The 18,052-nt window shown below is 70.4% G+C and carries 21 protein-coding genes; 9 read left to right on the forward strand and 12 right to left on the reverse strand.

What is annotated here, in order from left to right:
• Window positions 1–16 precede the first annotated feature (16 nt).
• Both HALDL1_16020 and HALDL1_16025 read left to right on the forward strand, forming a co-directional pair.
• On the forward strand, window positions 17–517 hold the full coding sequence (locus HALDL1_16020) for a hypothetical protein (protein ID AHG04928.1): 501 nt from the start codon (window positions 17–19) through the stop codon (window positions 515–517).
• On the forward strand, window positions 514–1,170 hold the full coding sequence (locus tag HALDL1_16025) for a chromosome partitioning protein ParA (GenBank protein ID AHG04929.1): 657 nt from the start codon (window positions 514–516) through the stop codon (window positions 1,168–1,170). Before HALDL1_16020 ends, HALDL1_16025 begins: the two co-directional genes overlap by 4 nt.
• On the opposite strand, the gene HALDL1_16030 is transcribed toward HALDL1_16025, so the two are convergent.
• Entirely contained in the window at window positions 1,152–2,009 is an 858-nt protein-coding gene (locus HALDL1_16030; GenBank protein ID AHG04930.1) for a transcription initiation factor IIB, read from the reverse strand. The genes HALDL1_16025 and HALDL1_16030 overlap by 19 nt on opposite strands.
• 173 nt (window positions 2,010–2,182) lie before the next feature.
• Here HALDL1_16030 and HALDL1_16035 point away from each other — a divergent pair, with 173 nt between their 5' ends.
• Window positions 2,183–2,695: a hypothetical protein gene (locus tag HALDL1_16035; protein AHG04931.1), complete on the forward strand. Its 513-nt coding sequence runs from the start codon at window positions 2,183–2,185 to the stop codon at window positions 2,693–2,695.
• Here the strand turns inward: HALDL1_16035 and HALDL1_16040 are convergent.
• From HALDL1_16040 to HALDL1_16060, 5 genes are all read right to left on the reverse strand, one after another.
• Complete coding sequence (locus HALDL1_16040) at window positions 2,687–3,427, reverse strand: hypothetical protein (protein AHG04932.1); 741 nt, start codon at window positions 3,425–3,427, stop codon at window positions 2,687–2,689. The genes HALDL1_16035 and HALDL1_16040 overlap by 9 nt on opposite strands.
• Before the next feature lie 32 nt (window positions 3,428–3,459).
• Window positions 3,460–5,112, reverse strand: a complete 1,653-nt coding sequence (locus HALDL1_16045) for a histidine kinase (protein AHG04933.1) — start codon at window positions 5,110–5,112, stop codon at window positions 3,460–3,462.
• A 41-nt stretch (window positions 5,113–5,153) separates the two neighbouring features.
• Window positions 5,154–5,582 carry an HIT family hydrolase gene (locus tag HALDL1_16050; GenBank protein ID AHG04934.1) on the reverse strand — a complete coding sequence of 143 codons (429 nt, stop codon included), beginning with the start codon at window positions 5,580–5,582 and terminating at the stop codon, window positions 5,154–5,156.
• A gap of 31 nt (window positions 5,583–5,613) precedes the next feature.
• Window positions 5,614–6,069 carry a thioesterase gene (locus HALDL1_16055; GenBank protein AHG04935.1) on the reverse strand — a complete coding sequence of 152 codons (456 nt, stop codon included), beginning with the start codon at window positions 6,067–6,069 and terminating at the stop codon, window positions 5,614–5,616.
• A 154-nt stretch (window positions 6,070–6,223) separates the two neighbouring features.
• On the reverse strand, window positions 6,224–6,442 hold the full coding sequence (locus HALDL1_16060) for a hypothetical protein (GenBank protein AHG04936.1): 219 nt from the start codon (window positions 6,440–6,442) through the stop codon (window positions 6,224–6,226).
• 91 nt (window positions 6,443–6,533) lie between these two features.
• Here HALDL1_16060 and HALDL1_16065 point away from each other — a divergent pair, with 91 nt between their 5' ends.
• The 4 genes from HALDL1_16065 (at window position 6,534) to HALDL1_16080 (ending at window position 11,180) form a co-directional block, all read left to right on the forward strand.
• Window positions 6,534–6,764, forward strand: coding sequence for a hypothetical protein (locus tag HALDL1_16065; protein ID AHG04937.1), 231 nt, complete (start codon window positions 6,534–6,536; stop codon window positions 6,762–6,764).
• A gap of 47 nt (window positions 6,765–6,811) precedes the next feature.
• Window positions 6,812–10,006: an isoleucyl-tRNA synthetase gene (locus tag HALDL1_16070; protein AHG04938.1), complete on the forward strand. Its 3,195-nt coding sequence runs from the start codon at window positions 6,812–6,814 to the stop codon at window positions 10,004–10,006.
• Window positions 10,007–10,152: 146 nt separating this feature from the next.
• Window positions 10,153–10,836 carry a branched-chain amino acid ABC transporter permease gene (locus tag HALDL1_16075; GenBank protein ID AHG04939.1) on the forward strand — a complete coding sequence of 228 codons (684 nt, stop codon included), beginning with the start codon at window positions 10,153–10,155 and terminating at the stop codon, window positions 10,834–10,836.
• Window positions 10,833–11,180: a branched-chain amino acid ABC transporter permease gene (locus tag HALDL1_16080; protein ID AHG04940.1), complete on the forward strand. Its 348-nt coding sequence runs from the start codon at window positions 10,833–10,835 to the stop codon at window positions 11,178–11,180. The genes HALDL1_16075 and HALDL1_16080 overlap by 4 nt, the downstream gene beginning before the upstream one ends.
• A gap of 53 nt (window positions 11,181–11,233) precedes the next feature.
• Here the strand turns inward: HALDL1_16080 and HALDL1_16085 are convergent, their stop codons facing one another.
• Genes HALDL1_16085 through HALDL1_16095 form a run of 3 tightly spaced genes read right to left on the reverse strand, consistent with a single transcriptional unit; the run spans window position 11,234 to window position 13,377 of the window.
• A complete protein-coding gene (locus HALDL1_16085; GenBank protein ID AHG04941.1) occupies window positions 11,234–11,647 on the reverse strand; it encodes a GCN5 family acetyltransferase in 414 nt (137 codons plus the stop codon).
• A 40-nt stretch (window positions 11,648–11,687) separates the two neighbouring features.
• The gene (locus tag HALDL1_16090) at window positions 11,688–12,530 is read right to left on the reverse strand and encodes a ribose-phosphate pyrophosphokinase (protein AHG04942.1); all 843 of its coding nucleotides are present in this window, start codon (window positions 12,528–12,530) and stop codon (window positions 11,688–11,690) included.
• 25 nt (window positions 12,531–12,555) lie between these two features.
• Entirely contained in the window at window positions 12,556–13,377 is an 822-nt protein-coding gene (locus HALDL1_16095; GenBank protein ID AHG04943.1) for a hypothetical protein, read from the reverse strand.
• An 80-nt stretch (window positions 13,378–13,457) separates the two neighbouring features.
• Between HALDL1_16095 and HALDL1_16100 the strand changes: the two genes are divergently transcribed.
• The gene (locus tag HALDL1_16100; GenBank protein AHG04944.1) at window positions 13,458–13,886 is read left to right on the forward strand and encodes a hypothetical protein; all 429 of its coding nucleotides are present in this window, start codon (window positions 13,458–13,460) and stop codon (window positions 13,884–13,886) included.
• The gene (locus tag HALDL1_16105) at window positions 13,883–15,247 is read left to right on the forward strand and encodes a phosphomannomutase (GenBank protein AHG04945.1); all 1,365 of its coding nucleotides are present in this window, start codon (window positions 13,883–13,885) and stop codon (window positions 15,245–15,247) included. Before HALDL1_16100 ends, HALDL1_16105 begins: the two co-directional genes overlap by 4 nt.
• A gap of 21 nt (window positions 15,248–15,268) precedes the next feature.
• Here HALDL1_16105 and HALDL1_16110 read toward each other — a convergent pair whose 3' ends face one another.
• The 3 genes from HALDL1_16110 to HALDL1_16120 form a co-directional block, all read right to left on the reverse strand.
• Window positions 15,269–16,390: a hypothetical protein gene (locus HALDL1_16110; GenBank protein ID AHG04946.1), complete on the reverse strand. Its 1,122-nt coding sequence runs from the start codon at window positions 16,388–16,390 to the stop codon at window positions 15,269–15,271.
• A 217-nt stretch (window positions 16,391–16,607) separates the two neighbouring features.
• A complete protein-coding gene (locus HALDL1_16115; GenBank protein AHG04947.1) occupies window positions 16,608–16,970 on the reverse strand; it encodes a phosphoribosyl-AMP cyclohydrolase in 363 nt (120 codons plus the stop codon).
• A gap of 71 nt (window positions 16,971–17,041) precedes the next feature.
• Window positions 17,042–17,974, reverse strand: coding sequence for a peptidase A24 (locus tag HALDL1_16120; protein AHG04948.1), 933 nt, complete (start codon window positions 17,972–17,974; stop codon window positions 17,042–17,044).
• Window positions 17,975–18,052 lie beyond the last annotated feature (78 nt).

Here is an 18,052-nt window from a genome sequence, read left to right on the forward strand (position 1 = left end):
GGGACCACCTCGGCCCATGCGACTGGAAACCGAGACGCACCGCCGGGGTGGCGTAACGCTCGTCGCGGTGCGGGTGACGAACGACGGCGACCAGCCACAGCGGGTCCGCGTGGCGAACCGCTCTGACGGCACGGTCTGGCCGCCGCGCCAGCGGGGCCTGCCCGAACCGGGCTGGGACGACGGTGGCTGGGAGGGCGTCCTCGACGCCGGGGCGACCAGGGCGCTCGGCTACGCAACTGCAGCGCCGCCAGCGGACCCACCGGTGGAGTTCGCGTGGACCGAGCGTGCTGCGGACGGCGAACCCACGACGACGGAGGCCTTCGCGGAGTTCGGTGACCCCCGTCCACCACGGGATGTGGTCGCACCACCGACCACGGCGCTCCCGAAGGACGTGCACGAGTGGCTCGCGGCCGTCTCGGAGCGCGCAACCGACGGCGAGGCGACCGACGCGGACCGCGAAGGCGTCGCGGCGCTGGCGGCTCGCGCGGGCGTGCTCCAGGCCCGGGTGGAGGAGTGATTCTCGCGGTCTGCGGCGGGAAGGGGGGCGTCGGCAAGACGACGGTGGCGCTGAACCTCGCGGCGGAACTCGAGGCCGTGCTGGTGGACGCTGACCTCGGGATGGCGGACGTGCCCGCCGGGCGAGGACCCGACCTCCACGACGTGCTCGCGGGCCGGGCGGACCCCGTCGAGGCGGTCCGGGAGCACGACGGTGTCCGATTGCTCCCCTGCGGACGGACGCTCGCCGGTGCTCGCGAGGGCGACCCGCGACGACTCGTCGACGCCGTTCGAGCCGTCGAGGAGGAGTACGGCGACGTAGTGGTCGACTGCCCCGCGGGCCTCCGCGCGGACGTCGGTCTCCCCCTGCTCGCGGCCGACGCCTGCGTCGTGGTGACGACGCCCGACCGGGCGGCGCTCGCCGACGCACTGCGGGCGCGCTCGCTCGCCGTCGAACTCGACGCGGGGGTGGCGGCCGTGGCGTACAACCGCGCGAGCGATGCCGACGAGGCGGTCGCCGACGCACTGGGCGCACCCGTCGTCGCCGTGCCGGAGACCGACGTCGTCGGGGAGACGCTCCCGACGGGGCGGCCGGTGCGGACGCTCGCACCGGCGGCGACGGCGGCAGAACAGTTCGAGCTGCTGGCGGCCCGCGTTCAGTCCTGCAGGTCGTAGTACGTCGAGCGCAGCGTCACCGGCGTTACGTCTGCGACGTCCGCGGCGTCGGCCTGCGTGAGCGCCGCCCCACAGTCCTCGGCGCCAGCGTAGAGGCACGCAGCGGCGACCCCACTCGGGTTGCGCCCAGAGAGGAGGTTCCGTCTCTCGGCGATGTCGACGTACTCGCGGGCGCTGCGCTCGACGTCCGTGGAGAGGTCGAGTTCGCTGGCGTACCGCGGGACGTAGTCACGGGGGTCGATGGGACCGGTCGGGAGGCCGAGGTCGCGGTTCATCGCGTCGTAGGCCGCCGAGAGCTCCGACTCGTCGCCGCGGGACACGTGCTCGATTTCCGCGAGCGTGCGGGAGAGGCCGTTCGTGCGGCAGACCGCGTACACAGCCGCCGCGGCGAACCCCTCGATTGAGCGCCCGCGGAGCAGGTCCTCGGTCTGGGCGGAGTCGAACAGCGCACACGCCTGGTCGCGGACGCTCCGCGGGAGCCCGAGCGCGCCGACGATGCGCCGGATCTCCGTGAACCCGTACACCTGGTTCCGGTCGGCTTTCGACCCGATGCTGGCGCGCTTGTGCTGGCGGCGGAGGCGCGCGAACTTCCGGCGCTTGCGGCCCTTCAGTCGCGTCGAGCGACCGATCTCCGTCGAGAGGCCCCTGTCGTGGCGGGAGCGCGTGAGCGGCGCTCCTGTGCGTTCGGGGTTCGTGTCGTCGTCGTCGAACGACCGCCACTCCGGGCCGCGGTCGATGCGGTCCTCGCAGACCACGAGGCCGCAGTCGGTGCAGACGCGTTCGGTCTCCTGCTTGCGCACGACGCCCTCGCACTCGGGGCAGTTCGCTGACTGGCTCATCGTACTCGAACGTAGGTCCGGTAGCAGTATTTAAACGCGGGACGAACCGCCCGAATTCGTCCATCAGACGCCGAAAGAACGTACCGGTCACCGGTACGCTTCACGGCGGAATAGCGTTTTGTCACCTCGAAACTGGTCGAAAATTTAAGTGGGTGAGCGGAGAACGAACGCGCATGGGACTGTCGGACATCGCGGACGGCCTCACGGTCACCACCCGCCAGCGCGAGCGCGGAGTGGCGAGCGTCGACCGCACCGGCGGGTCGCTCGCCGACCGACTGGCCGACGCGGCCGAGGACCTCCCGTGTTCGGCGGAAACGGCCGCAGAACTGGCCGAGGCGTACGCGGGCGGCGCGAGCGTCGGTACCGCCGCCTCGGAGACCGGTGTTGCGGCGACGACGGCCGCGAAGACGCTCCACCTGCTCGGCTTCGAGGGATTGACGCCGTTCTCGCCGCTCCAGCGCGAGATCCTCGAGGATTGGCTAGACGCGCGCTGCTCACGGGCCGACGCGGTCGAACTCACGGGGGCGAGCGACCGGGAGTTCGTGCTCGCAGCGTTCGTCGCGACGCACGACCCGCTGGACGGTGCTGCAGAAGCCGTCGAGAGCGCGCTCTCCTCGGCAGACGACGCGATGGTCGCCAAGCGGGACGCGCTCGCGGCCGCGATGCCCGACCCGGACTCAGGCTAGTTTCTCCCGCGCCGTGTCGAGCAGCGAGTCGTCCTCGAACTCGACGCCGACGGTCGTCTCGAACAGCGACTCCGCCAGCGCTGCGACGCTCGCGGTGAACGCTCCCGTACCGGTCAGCGCAGCGGGTTCTCCGGGAATACCCTCCTCCTCGTGTGTGGGGAGCGCGTGGTCGGTGTCGGCCGGCGCGTCGACGGTGCGGTTCGCGACCGCGAGGTCGAAGTCGCTGCCGACGTCCGCGAGACGGCCGCGAGCGCGCTGGAGGCTGTCGACGCCGCGGTCGCCCGGCGGCAGCACGGCGGCCACGCGACCCGCGCTCGTGACGGCGGCGACCGCCTGGTTGGCCGCGACGGGCGGCGTGTCCACGAGCACGTAGTCGTGGGAGGCGCCGAGGTCGGCGAGCACGCTCTGGACGCGTTCGGCGGCTTCCGGTGCCTTCGCCGCTGCGAGGCGCTCGAACGGAGCGAACGCGGGGTAGGTCGCGAGTTCACCGTCCGCGGCCGGCGCGAGGTCACAGCGCACGGCCGCGGGGTCGGCGTCGTCGGTGAGGAGCGCGGTGGCGTCGGGGTCGATGCGTCCGGAGACGTACTGGGAGAGCCCCTGCGTGGCGAACGCGGCGTCGAGGACGCCGACGCTCGCACCGTCGCGGGCGAGCAGAGCGGCGGTCTCGACGCAGAGGCGTGTCGCGCCCGCGCCGCCGGCGACACTGACGAGCGCGGCAGTGCGTGGCTGCATGCCCTATGTTCGATTCGCTATGGTACTAAAATTTAGTCGTTCGGCCGTACTGTGGCGACGGCCTGGACGCGAGTGACCTCGAAACGCGCGCCGCCGACCTCGCTCTCGACGGCCGCGACTTGCCAGCCGTGCGCGTTGGCGATACCCGCGACGATGGCGAGGCCGAAGCCGGTGCCGTCCTTGGCGGTCGTGTACCCGGGTTCGAACACCGCGTCCCGGTCGTCTGCGGGGATGCCCGGGCCGTCGTCCTCGACGTAGAAGCCCTTGCCGTCGTCGAGCGCGCCGACGGTGACCGTGACGGCGTCGCCACCGTGTTCGAGGGAGTTGCGGAACAGGTTCTCGAACAGCTGGACGGTGCGGTCGTGGTCCGCCTCGAAGCGGAGCGGGGAGGCGACGGCGAGCGTGGCGTCGCCCGTCTCCACGTTCCGCCAGCTCGTCTCGGCGAGGTCGCCGAGGTCGCAGGCCTCGGTGTCGCCGATGGTCTCCCCCTGGCGGGCGAGCGCGAGCACGTCCTCGATGAGCGCCTCCATGCGGTCGTGGGCGTTCGCCACGGTGACGAGGTGTTGGTCGTCCCGTTCGTCGCGGGCGAGGTCGAGGTGTCCCCTCGCGACGTTCAGCGGGTTGCGGAGGTCGTGGGAGATGACGTTGGCGAACTGGCCGAGGCGCTCGTTCTGCCGCTGGAGTTCGCGGCGGTGGCGCTCGCTGGGGGTGACGTCCGAGAACAGCAGCATCTCACCGAGCGACGTGCGGCCGACGGTGAACGGGTTGGCGGCGACGAGGAAGTAGCGGCGCTCGCCCGCCAAGTCGAGTTCGAGCACCTGCTCGTCGTCGTCCAGCGCGGCCGCCACGCGGGGGAGTACGACGGACAGCCGCTCGCCGTTCGTGTCGCCCTCGAGTTCCGGGAACAGTTCGCCGGCCATCCGGTTGTGGTCCTTGAGGCGGCCGTCCTCGTCGACGAAGACGACGGGGTCGTCGATGTCCCCGGTGAGCCGGATCGTCTGGAACCGCTCGGCGAAGACGTAGAGGACGCCGACCGAGAACGCCGCGACGCCGATGGGTTCGTAGGTCATGTCCACGAGTCGTGGGCTGGCGTAGCCGACGACGTTGAACGCGACGGGGAGCGCGGTGAGTGCCGCTAGCCCGGCGAGCGGCCGCGCGTCGATGCTCGTCCGGTCGAACAGCTCCAGGAGCATGAAGTAGCCGACGGCCGCCAGCGCGTACGCCAGCCCCGTCACGACCCAGTGCAGGGTGCCGCTGTGGACGACGACGTGCGGGAACGGCGACGTCGCGAACGACGTCGTGAAGTACGCGTGGTGGATCGGGTTCGTCACCTTCACGAGCGTGACGGCACCGAAGACGGCGAGCGCGGCCGCCCGGTAGCGGGGGTCGCGGTGCATCGTCCGGCCGCTGTACGCCGAGCAGAAGTAGAGCCACGCGCCGGTGGTGCTGAACCCGACGACGAGGCCGACGACGTGGAACGCTACCTTCAGGTCGGCGCCCGGCGCCAGCAGGAACCCCACTTGCGCGGCCGCCCAGCCGCCGCTAGTGACCAGCAGCGCGGCGAACCCCCGGCGCGTGTCCGCAGCGTCGATGCGCGAGACGTGGCAGAGGCTGACCGCGCAGACGACCGCCGCGGTGGCGAAGGCGGCGACGTAGGCGGCCAGTTGCGGGTCGATGCTCGCCATCGGTCAGGCGGCCCCCTGCCCGACTGGCGGCAGGCGCCCGGTCAATTCGCGGCCGCCGAGATGTCGTCGGCGATGTCGTCAAGTTCGTCGTCGGAGAGCTCGGGACGACTGCCGGCGACGGCGTGGATGGGGTTGCCGCCGTCGTCCTCGAAGCGCGGAATGACGTGGCCGTGTACGTGGGGGACCTCCTGGCCGGCTGCCGCGCCGTTGTTGAACGCGACGTTGCTGCCGTCGGCGTCCACGCTCTCCTCGACGACCGGCGTGAGGTCGTGGAGCGCCGCGAAGACGGACTCGCCGTCGTCCGCGGGCAGGTCGCCGAGCGTCTCGTAGTGGTCTTTCGGGATGACCAGCGTGTGGCCGGGCGCGAGCGGGTTGGCGTCGAGGAACGCCAGCACGTCGTCGTCCTCGTAGACGACCCGCGCGGGGATGTCCCCGGCGACGATGCTACAGAAGATGCAGTCCTCGGACATAGCGTACCCCAGGAACGCCGTCACCAAAAGGTTAGCTGCGTCGTGGCACCGAGTCCCGGAACTGCTCGCGGTCGACGACCCGGAACGTCAGGTCGCCGGTCGCCACCGCGGTGCCGTCGGTGCTCTCGGCGCGGCAGGCGACGGAGAGGTCCGGGCGGTCGACGGCGACCAGCGTCGTGGTCACCTCGACGTCGCCGCCGACGCCGACTGGCGCGAGGTGCGAGACGGACGCCGCACGCTCGACGACGCCGCTGCCCTCCGGGATGTAGCCCCGCAGCGACTCGCGGGCGACGACCTCGAAGCGCGCCAGCAGGTGTGCGGTGCCCAGCACCTGAGCCGCCTCCTCCGGCGCCGCGTCGGTCGCCGCGGGTTCGCCGGGCGGGTCGCGCTGGGGGCCGAACACCGGGATTGCGTGGTCGTCGTCGAGCGTGAACGTGGCCTCGCCGTGGACGTCCGCGTCGGCGAGCGCCTCGAACACATCGTCCATGGATGGGCGAACGCGGTTGTGGCTAGTATAGCTATCGGCGGCCAGCGTCGAGGACATCCCGGAGGTCGGCGACGTGCGCGTCGCGAGAGAGGTTAGTCGGGCGAACCAGACGGACTCGTAGGAGAGGTGAAGCTCGGGAAGTGGTACTCGCCTGTCACTCGGTCAGTGGCATGAAGACGCCGAAGACGAACGGACAGAGCACCATCCCGAGGACGCCCAGTACCTCCATGTCGAAGAAGATTGCCAGCTCCCAGCCCGGCAGGGAGCCGGAGCCGAGCGCGAGGCCCACCGTTCCCACGACGACGAGCGCGAGACTGGTCAGCGTGCCGTACTTCGTGAGTTGCGGGTAGTCGAGATCGCCGTATCGGCCCATACCGGGAGTGGCCCGTCGCTCGTCGTAAATCTTCTGTGTGCGGTAGGCCGGACAGCAGAAGGACTATGAGCGGCGGCGGGCTACGGCGGGTATGCTCAACAACGCGGCGGAACTGTTCGACCTGCTCGTCACCCTCGGGTGGGCCGTTCTGGGGGCGGGGCTGGTCGGCACCGGTCTGCTCGCCGAACTCCGGAGTCTCGCGACGTTCGGCGGCGGCCAGCTGATCTTCGGCGTCTGGCTCGCCGTCCTCGGCGGCGTCGCCATCGCGGCCGGCGTGATGCTGTTCACCGACAAGGTGCAGTCCCGGGTCGGCGGCGCGTAGGCTGTACAACCGATTACCCTTTTAGGTGCGAGCGAGTCGGCTGGCACATGAACCGATTCGGCGACGAGCCGGACCAGTACGAGCCCGCGGACGTGGAGGACCGGGTGTTCGACTACTGGGCGGCCGTCGACGCCTACGAGCAGACCAGGGAGCACCGGGCCGACGGCGAGGACTTCTTCTTCGTCGACGGGCCGCCGTACACGTCGGGCGCCGCCCACATGGGTCACGCCTGGAACAAGAGCCTGAAGGACGCCTACATCCGGTACAAGCGGATGCAGGGCTACGACGTGACGGACCGGCCGGGCTACGACATGCACGGGCTCCCCATCGAGACGAAGGTCGAGGAGGAGCTTGGCTTCGAGTCGAAGAAGGACATCGAGGAGTACGGCGAGCAGAACTTCATCGACGACTGCAAGGAGTTCGCCGAGGAGAGCCTCGCGCAACTCCAGTCGGACTTCCAGAGCTTCGGCGTCTGGATGGACTGGGAGAACCCGTACCGGACCATCGACTCCTCGTACATGGAGTCGGCGTGGTGGGCGTTCGACCAGGTCCACGAACGCGACCTCGTCGAGCGCGGGAAGCGCTCCATCAGCCAGTGCCCGCGCTGCGAGACGGCCATCGCCAACAACGAGGTGGAGTACGAGGACGTCGAGGACCCCTCCATCTACGTCACCTTCGACCTCGACGACCGCGAGGGGCGTCTCGTCATCTGGACGACGACGCCGTGGACCATCCCGGCCAACGAGTTCGTCGCCGTCGACGAGGAGACGACCTACCAGAAGGTCCGGGCCACCAGAGACGGCGAGGAGCACGTCCTGTATCTCGCCGAGGAGTGCGTCGACGACGTGCTCTCGGTCGGCCGCTACGACGATTACGAGGTCGAGGAGTCCCTCCAGGGCAGCGACCTCGTCGGCTGGTCGTACACGCCGCCGCTCGTCGAGGAGGTGCCCGCGAACCCCGCCGACGCCGAGGGCGTCCACGAGGTGTACCACGGCGACTGGGTGGAGGTCGACCGCACCGGCCTCGTCCACTCCGCGCCCGGGCACGGCGAGGAGGACTTCGAGCGCGGCGAGGAACTCGGCCTCCCCGTCTTCTGCCCGGTCGGCGAGAACGGCGTCTACACCGACGAGGGCGGGAAGTACGCCGGCCAGTTCGTGCGCGACGCCAACGACGACATCGTCGCGGACATCGAGGCGAAGGGCGCGATGCTCGCCCACGAGACCGTCTCCCACTCCTACGGCCACTGCTGGCGCTGCGACACCGGCATCGTCCAGATCGTCACCGACCAGTGGTTCATCACCATCACCGACGTGAAGGACGAACTCCTCGAGAACATGGAGGACGCGGACTGGTACCCGCAGTGGGCCCGCGACAACCGCTTCCGGGACTTCGTGGAGAACGCCCCGGACTGGAACGTCAGCCGGCAGCGCTACTGGGGCATCCCCATCCCCATCTGGACGCCCGAGGACTGGAACGGTGAGATGGACGACGTGCTCGTCGTCGGGACCCGCGAGGAACTCGCGGAACTCGCCGACCAGGACGTCGACCCTGACACCATCGACCTCCACAAGGACACCGTCGACGACCTCACCGTCACCAAGGACGGGACGACGTACACCCGCGTCCCCGACGTCTTCGACGTCTGGCTCGACTCCTCGGTGGCGTCGTGGGGGACGCTGAACTTCCCCTCGGAGACCGAGGACTACGAGGAGCTCTGGCCCTCGGACCTCATCATCGAGGCCCACGACCAGACCCGCGGCTGGTTCTGGTCGCAACTCGGCATGGGAACCGCCGCCGTCGGCGAGGTGCCGTACAAGAACGTCGTGATGCACGGCCACGCGCTGATGCCGGACGGCCGCTCGATGTCGAAGTCCAAGGACATCCGCATCGACCCCCAGGAACTCATCGACGAGTACGGCGCGGACCCGATGCGGCTATTCGTGCTCTCGGTCTCCCCCCGGGGCGACGACATGCGAGTGTCCCACGACGAGGTGGGGAACCTCCAGAGCGACCTCAACATCCTCTGGAACGTCTTCCGGTTCCCGCGGCCGTACATGGAGCTGGACGACTTCGACGCCAACGTCCCGACCGGGTTCGGCGGGAGCGGTGACGGCGTCTCCATCGACGACGTCGAACTGGAGACGGTCGACGAGTGGCTCCTCTCGACGCTCCAGCGCGTGAAAGCGGACGCGACCGAGCACTGGGAGAACTACGAGCAACACCGCGCGCTCGAGGAGGTCCTCTCGTTCGTTACGGAGGACCTCTCGCGGTACTACGTCCAGGTCGTCCGCGAGCGCATGTGGGAGACCGAGGACTCCCCGTCGAAGACCGCGGCGTACGCGACGATGCAGCGAGCGCTCCTCGAAGTGACTGCTCTGCTGGCGCCGTACGCACCGCTCGTCACCGAGGAGCTCTACCAGCACCTCTCGGGCGACGAGGGCTACGACACGGTCCACATGTGCGACTGGCCGGCGGTCGACGAGTCGCTGCGCCACCCCGACCTGGAGGCCGCCGTCGACGTCCTGCGGGACGTCGAGGAGGCGGGCAGCCACGCCCGTCAGCAGGCCGGCCGGAAGCTCCGCTGGCCTGTCACGCGAATCGTCGTCGACGCCGACACCGATGCCGTCGTGGACGCGGTCGAGGCCCACGCCGACCTGCTCCGGGACCGCCTCAACGCCCGGACCATTGAGGTCGTCGAACCCGGCGAGAGCTGGGGCGAACTCGCGTTCAGCGCTCGAGCCGACATGAGCGAACTCGGCCCCGCGTTCGGCGACGACGCGGGCCGCGTGATGAACGCGCTCAACGACGCGCACGTCGAGAGCGCGGACCTCGAGGCCCTCGCCACGCAGGTCGGCGAGGCGCTCGGCGAGGACGTCGAACTCACCGAGGAGATGGTCGAGTTCGTCGAGGAGACGCCCGAAGGTGTCGCTGGCGCCAACTTCGAAACTGGCACCGTCTACGTCGACACGGAGCTCACCGAGGACGTCGAGAGCGAGGGGTACGCCCGCGAGGTCATCCGGCGCGTCCAGGAGATGCGCAAGGACCTCGACCTCGAGATGGACGCCGAGATCCGCCTCGACGTCGCGGTGTTCGACGAGCGCGTCGGTCGCCTCGTCGCCGAGCACGAGGACCTCATCAAGGAGGAGACCCGCGCCCGCGAACTGGGCGACGTCGAGGACGGCTACCGCGAGGAGTGGGACGTCGAGGGCGTGACGCTCGCACTCGAGATAGCGGAACTGTAGCGGGCTGCCGCGGTCGTCTCTGCGTCGTGGCTCTCCTGGGCGTACGTGCGCCGTACTCACGCCGGGACGGTTCGCTCGAATCCAGTCGGGACGGGTAGATTGATGGGTGGACGCACGCACGGTCGAGCATGGCAGCGCCCAGAGACATGGCAGCGCCCAGAGTCAGCCTTCGTGCGGGCGTGCGGGACGCGCTCCCGCTTCTGGCTGGCGAACTGCCGTTCGGGATGTTGATCGGCGTCGCGGCCGCCGACGTCGGCTTCTCGCTCGACCAGGCTGTCGCGATGTCAGTCGCCGTCTTCACGGGTGCGGCCCAGCTAGCAGCGATCCAGTTACTCAGCGAGGAGGCCCCCATCGCAGTAGTCGTCCTAGCGGGCCTGGTCGTCAACATCCGCTATCTGGTGTTCGCGGCGTCCGTCGCGCCGTACTTCGCACCGCTGCGGCGGCGGTGGCGGTGGTCGCTGGCCTACCTCGTGACCGACCCGGTCTACGCGCTCGCCATCGCCCGGTTCCGCGACGGTGACGTCGCGATCCGGTGGTACTTCCTCGGAATCGCTGCACCGATGTGGCTGGCCTATCAGGTCGGCACGGTTCTGGGCGTCGTGGTGGGCGCCCGTCTGCCTGCAGCCCTGGGCGTCGACTTCATTGTCCCGCTGATGTTCCTCGCCATCCTCGTTCCGATGGTCTCGGACGCCTCGTCAGCGCTGGCCGCGGTGGCCGGCGGAATCGTCGCCGTCCTGGGCGCCGACGTCCCGCTGGAACTGGGACTCGTCGTCGGCACAGTCGTCGGCACGCTGGTGGGAACGCGGGCCGGAGAGGTGACTGACGCGTGAGTTCCACACCGGACCCAGCGGTCTGGCTCGCCGTCCTGGTGCTCGGCGCCGGCACTCAGCTCTACCGTGTCTCCTTCGTCGAAGCGGTCGCTCGCTTCGGGTCCCCGCCGGAGTGGGTGGAGCGCCGACTCGAGTACGTCCCGGTGGCAGTCCTGGGAGCGCTGACGTTGCCGGCCGTGGTCTACGCCGGACCGGGGACGACTGTCGAACTACCGAAACTACTGGCGGCGCTCGTCGCGACGCTGGTCGCCTGGCGGACCGAGAGCGTCCCTGCGACCATCGTCTTCGGGATGGGGACGCTGTGGCTACTGCGTCTGGTCTCCGCCCTCCCGAACGGGATGTAGCAGTCGCGGTGAACGTCGACCAGTAGCCGCCGGACGGTCGACGGTCCCCCTTCTCACAGCGTCGCTTCGACGACGTACCCCCACTGTTCGTAGCCCTGGCCGTCGTAGAACTCGTGGACCCCCTCCTTGTCCAGTGGCGACGCCAGCGCCAGGTACTCACAGCCCTGCTCGCGCGCCCACGACTCCACGAACTCCAGTATCGCGGGGCCGTAGCCCTCGCCGCGCCGAGGTTCGTCCACCACGAGGTCAAGCAGCCACGCGCCCCGTCGGTGGTGGAGCAGGGACTGCACCGCCACGCCCGCGACGGCCACCAGGTCGTCGTCGACGTAGCGGCCGAACAGCCGGTAGTCGTCGTCCGCGGTCCATGCCAGGACACCGTCGGCGTCCCGGTCGCTCCACAGCTGGCGCAGAATGGGCACGGCGTCGCGACGGTCGGCCTCGCTCGTGAGTTCGCGCGTCGTCGCCATACCGGGAGCGGGTCGGCCCGCGAGAAGAAGGTGGCGGCGTCTACTCCAGCGCGTCGGCGATGGCGGGCGCGGCGCTCACCGTCGAGACGGCGCGTTCGAGCGTGTCCGTGCCGTAGACCGCTTCAGCGCCCGCGTTCGCGAGTTTGAGGCGGGCGTTCCCGGCGAGCAGCGGGTGGACGCAGGCGACGTAAACGCGGTCCGGGTCGTCGAGGGCGGCGATAGCCTCGCTCATCGTGGAGCCGGTGGCGACGATGTCGTCGGTGACGACCACGTCGCGGCCCGAGACGTCGATGTCGCTCGGCGTAACGGTGACGTCGCTGCCGGAGTGCCGGACCTTCTCGAAGTGGTCCGTGTCGCCGCGGCCGTAGCCGTCGCGGACGGACGCCGCGAGGCCGGTCGCGCCGGCGTCCGGGGCGAGGAAGACGGGGTCCGAGAGGTCCGCGGGGAGCGGGTCTGCGAGGCGGGGCGCGGCGTCGACGGCCGTCGCAGGCACGTCGAAGAAGTCGAGGACGGCCTGCTCGTGGGGGTTGACGGTGAGGACCCGGTCGGTGCCCGTGGAGACGGCGCGCGCGACGGCGCGGGCGGACACCGGCTGGCCGACCTCGAAGGCTTCGTCCTGTCTGGCGTACCCCATGTACGGGAGGACGGTGACGACCTCGCTGGCGCCGGCCTCGCGGGCGGCGTCCTGCAACTGGAGCAGTTCGACGTGGGAGTCGCTGGAGTCCGTCGAGGCGACGACGACGGCCCGGTCATCGACCGCCGGCACGCGGACCAGTTGCTCGCCGTCGGGGAACGACTCGTACTCGACGCGCCCGAGGTCCGCCCCCAGCGCCGCGGCGAGCGCGGCCGCGAGCTGCTGGGTCGAGGACCCGCTCAGTATCATGTGGAAGTCGAGTTCAGCCGTCGGCTTACGCGTTTCCCTCGGCGGCGACGGCGAGGGCGCGGGCGCCCCGGAGCCCCAGGCTGCGGTGACGGACCCCTTCGCCCGCGTCGACGGCGAGCGTCCCCGGTTCAGTGAGGATGACGTGGGCGTCCGCGGCGTACGCGACGTCCGCGACTGACTCCTCAACGGGGAGGTCGACACGTTGCCAGTCGCCGCCGTCGTGGGCGTAGAGGTCGTCCGCGGTGGCTGCGTGGGCGCGGCCGAGGTCGCCAGCGCTCGCGGTCGCGGGGTCGCTCGCCACCACCGAGAACGCCCCCTCCAGCGCGTCCATCCAGCCGTTGCCCAGGTAGAAGAGGCCGTCCGGGGTGGCGGCGTGCGGGACGCCCGCGGCGGCAACGTCCTGGGCGTCGTCGAGGCCCGCTGGTGCGAAGCCGTCGTCCGTGAGGCGGTGGACGCCGTCCGCCGCCGCGACGAGGTCGGCGTCGAGCGCGCGCACCTCGGCGTCGACCGTCCCGACCGTCGTCCAGTCGCCGTCGTAGCGAGCGACGTGACCGTCCTCGCCCGCTGCGAGCACGTCCCCGTCGAGGTTCGTGACCGCGACAGCCGGCCCGAACCCCGTTCCCTCGAAGCCGTCCGCGTCGCCGACCAGCACGTCCTCGTCGGTGGCGGCAGCGACGCCGTGTGCGGTCGCCGCCACGTCGCGGCCGGTACACCGCTCGACGAGGCTGAACTCGCCGACCGTGTCGCCGGAGACGCGGGCGACGGCGACGCCGAGGTCGGCCGCGACGTACGCCTCGACCGTGTCGGCCTGGGCCACGTAGACGCGTTTCTCTCGGACGCTCGGCATACGTGAAAGTGGGCGGGCGGGCGGCGAAAGCGTTGCGGTTCTCTCGAAAACACTTTGGGGTGGAAGTCGTACCACGGGGTATGCGACGTCGGACGGTGCTCGCTGCGGTCGGGTCTCTCGCCCTCTCTAGCGGCTGTTCGCAGATTCTCGGCGACGACCCGGTTCGGGTGCGGGTGATGCGTGCCCCAGCGGACCGCGCCGAGGACGCCGGGGCCCACTGCGCGCTCGCGAACTCGGTCGTCGTGGACCACCCCGTGCTGGAGCGCGTGCTGACCTCCGCGACGACGGCGCCGCGGGGCGAGTGGGTGACGAAAGGCACCGACCGCGAGACGGGCGAGCGCATCGCCGCGGACCTCCAGGAGCACTGCGACAGCCTCGGCGGCGTCTTCCACTACGCCGACGACACGTTCGTCGTGGCCGTCGAGCTGAACGGTGAATCGATGTTCTCTGACAGTAACTCGCCCAGTTCGGAAGCGATTAGGGCGCCGCGTCCGGACAGGTCTTCATGAAGGTGTTCGGGTCGAGCGGGACGCGGGGCGTTGCCAACGAGGAGCTGACACCCGGGTTCGTGCAGCGCGTCGCGAAGGCCGCGGGGTCGGTGTGGCGCGCCGACCGGGTGGCCGTCGCCCGCGACACCCGGACGACCGGCCGGATGCTCGAGAACGCCGCGGCGAGCGGCCTCCAGAGCGTCGGCGCGGACGTCGAGCGCCTGGGCGTCGTGCCGACGCCGGGTGCGCAGGCGTACGGCGAGAGCGAGGGGGTTCCCGTCGTGATGGTGACCGCGAGCCACAACCCCGCGGAGTACAACGGCGTGAAACTCGTCGGCGCCGACGGCGTCGAACTCGCGGTCGCCGACCTCGAGCGCATCGAACGGAAGTTCACCACCGAGCAGTTCGACGACGCGACGTGGGAGGAGGTGGGCGACGACGTGCGCGTCGAGTCCGCAGCGCGCCGCTACGTCGACCAGCTCCTCGACGCGGTGGACCGCGAGACCATCGCGGCCGCCGACCTGACGGTCGCCCTGGACCCCGGGCACGGCGCGGGCGCGCTCACCAGCCCCGAGTTCTACCGGCGACTCGGCTGCTCGGTCGTCACGGTCAACGGCCAGCCCGACGGCCACTTCCCGGGGCGCGACCCCGAGCCGGTCCGCGAGAACCTCTCGGACCTCGGGCGACTCGTGCGGGCGACGGACGCGGACGTCGGCATCGCCCACGACGGCGACGCCGACCGAGCCATCTTCTACGACGAACACGGCGAGTACGTTGAGGGGGACGCGACGCTCGCAGCGCTCGCGGAGGCCGAACTCGAGGAGGGCGACACCACCGTCTCCGCGGTGAACGTGAGCCAGCGCCTCGTCGACGTCTGCGACCGCACGGGCGCGGACCTCGACCTGACGCCCATCGGCAGCACCCAGATCATGACCCGCATACAGGAGCTCCAGGCCGAGGGTGAGTCCGTCCCGGTGGCGGGCGAGGGCAACGGCGGCATCATCTTCCCGAACTACCGGCTGACGCGGGACGGCGCCTACACCGGGGCCCGGTTCCTCGAACTGCTCGCCGACCGCCCCGCCAGCGAGGTCGTCGAGCCGTACGACGACTACGCCAACGTCCGCATCAACGTCCACTACGAGGACGACGCGGAGCGCGAGGCGCTGCTCGACGCCGCCGAGGAGACCGCACTCGGGGCCGACGCCGACCGCACCACCATCGACGGTTACCGCCTCGACTACGGCGACTCCTGGGTGCTCGTGCGACCCTCGGGCACCGAGCCAGTGGTGCGCATCTACGCGGAGGCGCGCAGCGAGGAGCGCGCCAGCGAACTGGCCGGCGAGTTCGCGACCGCGCTCCGCGCGGCGAAAGCCGGCGTCTGAGCGGCGAGAAGTAGCGCGTTCTCAGTACGTCTCCAGCGCCTCGCGGAGTTCCTGTTCGGCCTCCCGGGCGGCTTCGAGGTCGGACTCGACGCCCGCCGCAATCTCCTCTTTCTCGCTCGGCGTGAGTTCGTGTTCGGCGACGGCGGCCGTCTGCAGGCGCTCGTAGTCGTCGTCGCGGACCCGAGCGCGGACCGCGTGGAGCGCGGCGACGACGTCCTCGTCGGCGACCCGCGCCACGACCGATACGAGTTCGTCGAGCCGGTAGCGCAGTTCGTCGGCGGGCGCGGCCGGCCAGCCGACGGTCAACGGCTCCGCGGAGAGCCGGTCGAGGTACGTCCGGTTGCCGCCCACGGCGCGCTTCAGCGCCCGCGGGTTGGCGACGTAGTGGTCGAGTTTCGACTGCGAGTAATCGGCGTACTCCAGCAACTGCGAGAGCGGTTCGGTGCCCGCCTCGTGGTCCGTGACGAACGCGGCGAGGTCCTCGGGCACCGGTTCGAACTCTACCAGCGAGTAGGAGGCCGCCGTCTCCACGAACGCCAGCACGTCGCGCGCCGGTTCCTGGGCGCGAAGTTCGCGGAACGAGTCGCGGACCGCCTCGTCGTACGTCTCGATGGGATTCCGGAGGTCCTCGACCGGCGCGTCGAGGTCCGCGGCCCCGAGTCGCTCGAGGCGTTCGAGGCGCTCGACCTCCGCGGCGTGCTCGTCCGCCCGCTCCGCGACCGCCTTGCGGGTCTTCGCGTACCGCGACTTCGCGTCCTCCAGATGGTCGAGACGGCCGACGAGGTCCCGGGCATCGGCGAGTCGTTCGCGGGCTTCCGCGAAGTCCGCCTCGGAGAGCCGCTTCTTCTTGAACAGCGTCAGCAGCGACTCGAAGGCGTCGCGCTCCGGGAGGTCCTCGTCTAGGCCCTCGACGAACGCCACGAGGTCGTCCTGGAAGGCGAGGTAGGACTCGAAGTCGCCGGTGCCGGTGGCGTCGTCCTCGTACTGGTCGAACAGCCGGTCGAGTTCGTCGAGCGCCGCGCGGAGGGTTTTCAGGCGGGACTCGCCGACGTCCGCGACCGCCTCGGCGGCGTCCTCGCGGGCGTCCCGGGCGCGGCGGAGGTCCGCGACGAGGCCGTCGGGTGCGGCCTTCGCGTCTGGCATGTCTGGAACGTGTGCGCTCTCGCAGATAGGCTTTCTGTCGTTAGGATTTGTGTGTCCAGTTGAGCCTGTCCGGGGGAGTTGTGAGTACGACACCTAGAAAGCACTGAGCGACCAACAAGAGTGAAGCGCGCAGCGAGTCGCGGGAGTGCAGCTACCTGGGGCTTTCTCGGTGTTCTCGCCCACGAATCAGAAGGTCGTCCCAGAGAAAACGACTCGTTCAGTACACGTCGTCGGGGTCGAACACCTGCTCACCAACAACCTCGCCGTCGAGCGTGCGGTAGAAACACGACTCGTAGCCGGTGTGGCAGGCCCCACCAGACTGCTCGACGACGTAGAGGAGCGCGTCGCCGTCGCAATCCACGCGAATCTCCTCGATTGTCTGGGTGTGGCCGCTGGTCGCGCCCTTCTCCCAGAGTTCCTCGCGGGAGCGGGAGTAGTAGTGCGCGCGGCCCGTCTCGGCGGTGGTCTCGACGGCCTCGCGGTCGGCGTAGGCGAGCATCACCACCTCGCCGTCGGTGTCCTGGGCGACGACGGGGACGAGGCCGTCCTCGCCGAAGTCGAGTTCGACGTCGAAGTCCATACCGGACGAGCGGGCCGCGAGCGGTTAGTCGTTGCGCGTCGCGAGAGCGCCCGCCGCGCGGCGGTCTCGGCTCAGGCCAGCCCCATCGCTTCCAGCGCGTACTGGAGGATGTCGCCACCCGTCAGCGCGACGAGCAGGCCGACGAACAGCGGCACGATGAACGGCACGCCGGGGGTCACCCAGACGTCGTCCTGCTCGGTGACGACGTTGAGGCCCTCGCGGAGCTGTGCGGGCGTGGTGCCGTAGGCGCTGCTGTCGATATCTTCGAGGAAGGCGGCCGCGCCCCACGGATCGCCGCTGCCGTCCGTCGCGACGGCGCCGTCTGTCGGGTCGTTAGACTCCGCGGGGAGCGTGTCGGGGTCCCGGAGCGCGGCGTCCTCGCGGAGGTCGCCGAGAGAGACGCCGCGCCACCGGAGGTACATCCGGAGCGCGTCGAGGTCGAGGCCGGAGCGGGTGAACCCGGACTCGGCCTCGAGGAGGCTGCCGTGGGTGTCGGTCAGTCGCCCGACGGGGAGGCGGCGTCCGACGAACATCACGTAGGAGAACTCGCCGGCGAGCGCGTTCCGGACGCCGAGGAACACCGGGTACGTCAGCCCGATGAGCACGGCGTTGGTGAGCACGGTCATCGAGAACACGCCGAGGACCGTCTGAACGGCCGGGAGCGCGTGGCCCGCCACCTCGTACTGTGGGTAGGTGGGGAAGAGGACGGCGAGCACCATCAGCGCTCGGGCGTCGGCGCCGCCGAACCCGCCGACGTACCAGAACGCGTACGCCAGCGGGACGATGAACAGCAGGCTGAAGGCGACCTGCACGACGAACCACTGGAAACCGTTGGGGGTCCCGAGCGCCAGCAGCCCCTCCCAGAGCAGGAGGACGGCGCCGAGCACCACGAACGGCGGCCAGAGGTCGTTCGTGACGCGGCGCGTCTGCAGGTCGCAAATCGCCGCCCAGCCGAGCGCGGGGACGACGAGGAGCCGCAGCAGGTCGGGTATCGAGGCGTCCACTACCGGGTGTCGGGGACGCCGTTCGCTTAGGTGTTACCCTTGGAACGTGGCCACGGCCACACGGCTGCCGGCGGGTCT

The sequence above is a fragment of the Halobacterium sp. DL1 genome (assembly GCA_000230955.3).
Classification (GTDB): Archaea; Halobacteriota; Halobacteria; order Halobacteriales; family Halobacteriaceae; genus Halobacterium.

What these genes read in the sequence shown, in the direction of transcription:
- HALDL1_16045 (AHG04933.1), bottom strand. Translation starts at nt 5,112, where the DNA reads ATGGCGAGCATCGACCCGCAACTGGCCGCCTACGTCGCCGCCTTCGCC.
- HALDL1_16030 (AHG04930.1), bottom strand. Translation starts at nt 2,009, where the DNA reads ATGAGCCAGTCAGCGAACTGCCCCGAGTGCGAGGGCGTCGTGCGCAAG.
- HALDL1_16085 (AHG04941.1), bottom strand. Translation starts at nt 11,647, where the DNA reads ATGGCGACGACGCGCGAACTCACGAGCGAGGCCGACCGTCGCGACGCC.
- HALDL1_16075 (AHG04939.1), top strand. Translation starts at nt 10,153, where the DNA reads ATGGCAGCGCCCAGAGTCAGCCTTCGTGCGGGCGTGCGGGACGCGCTC.
- HALDL1_16100 (AHG04944.1), top strand. Translation starts at nt 13,458, where the DNA reads ATGCGACGTCGGACGGTGCTCGCTGCGGTCGGGTCTCTCGCCCTCTCT.
- HALDL1_16050 (AHG04934.1), bottom strand. Translation starts at nt 5,582, where the DNA reads ATGTCCGAGGACTGCATCTTCTGTAGCATCGTCGCCGGGGACATCCCC.
- HALDL1_16070 (AHG04938.1), top strand. Translation starts at nt 6,812, where the DNA reads ATGAACCGATTCGGCGACGAGCCGGACCAGTACGAGCCCGCGGACGTG.
- HALDL1_16090 (AHG04942.1), bottom strand. Translation starts at nt 12,530, where the DNA reads ATGATACTGAGCGGGTCCTCGACCCAGCAGCTCGCGGCCGCGCTCGCC.
- HALDL1_16105 (AHG04945.1), top strand. Translation starts at nt 13,883, where the DNA reads ATGAAGGTGTTCGGGTCGAGCGGGACGCGGGGCGTTGCCAACGAGGAG.
- HALDL1_16020 (AHG04928.1), top strand. Translation starts at nt 17, where the DNA reads ATGCGACTGGAAACCGAGACGCACCGCCGGGGTGGCGTAACGCTCGTC.
- HALDL1_16035 (AHG04931.1), top strand. Translation starts at nt 2,183, where the DNA reads ATGGGACTGTCGGACATCGCGGACGGCCTCACGGTCACCACCCGCCAG.
- HALDL1_16065 (AHG04937.1), top strand. Translation starts at nt 6,534, where the DNA reads ATGCTCAACAACGCGGCGGAACTGTTCGACCTGCTCGTCACCCTCGGG.
- HALDL1_16055 (AHG04935.1), bottom strand. Translation starts at nt 6,069, where the DNA reads ATGGACGATGTGTTCGAGGCGCTCGCCGACGCGGACGTCCACGGCGAG.
- HALDL1_16095 (AHG04943.1), bottom strand. Translation starts at nt 13,377, where the DNA reads ATGCCGAGCGTCCGAGAGAAACGCGTCTACGTGGCCCAGGCCGACACG.
- HALDL1_16115 (AHG04947.1), bottom strand. Translation starts at nt 16,970, where the DNA reads ATGGACTTCGACGTCGAACTCGACTTCGGCGAGGACGGCCTCGTCCCC.
- HALDL1_16060 (AHG04936.1), bottom strand. Translation starts at nt 6,442, where the DNA reads ATGGGCCGATACGGCGATCTCGACTACCCGCAACTCACGAAGTACGGC.
- HALDL1_16110 (AHG04946.1), bottom strand. Translation starts at nt 16,390, where the DNA reads ATGCCAGACGCGAAGGCCGCACCCGACGGCCTCGTCGCGGACCTCCGC.
- HALDL1_16040 (AHG04932.1), bottom strand. Translation starts at nt 3,427, where the DNA reads ATGCAGCCACGCACTGCCGCGCTCGTCAGTGTCGCCGGCGGCGCGGGC.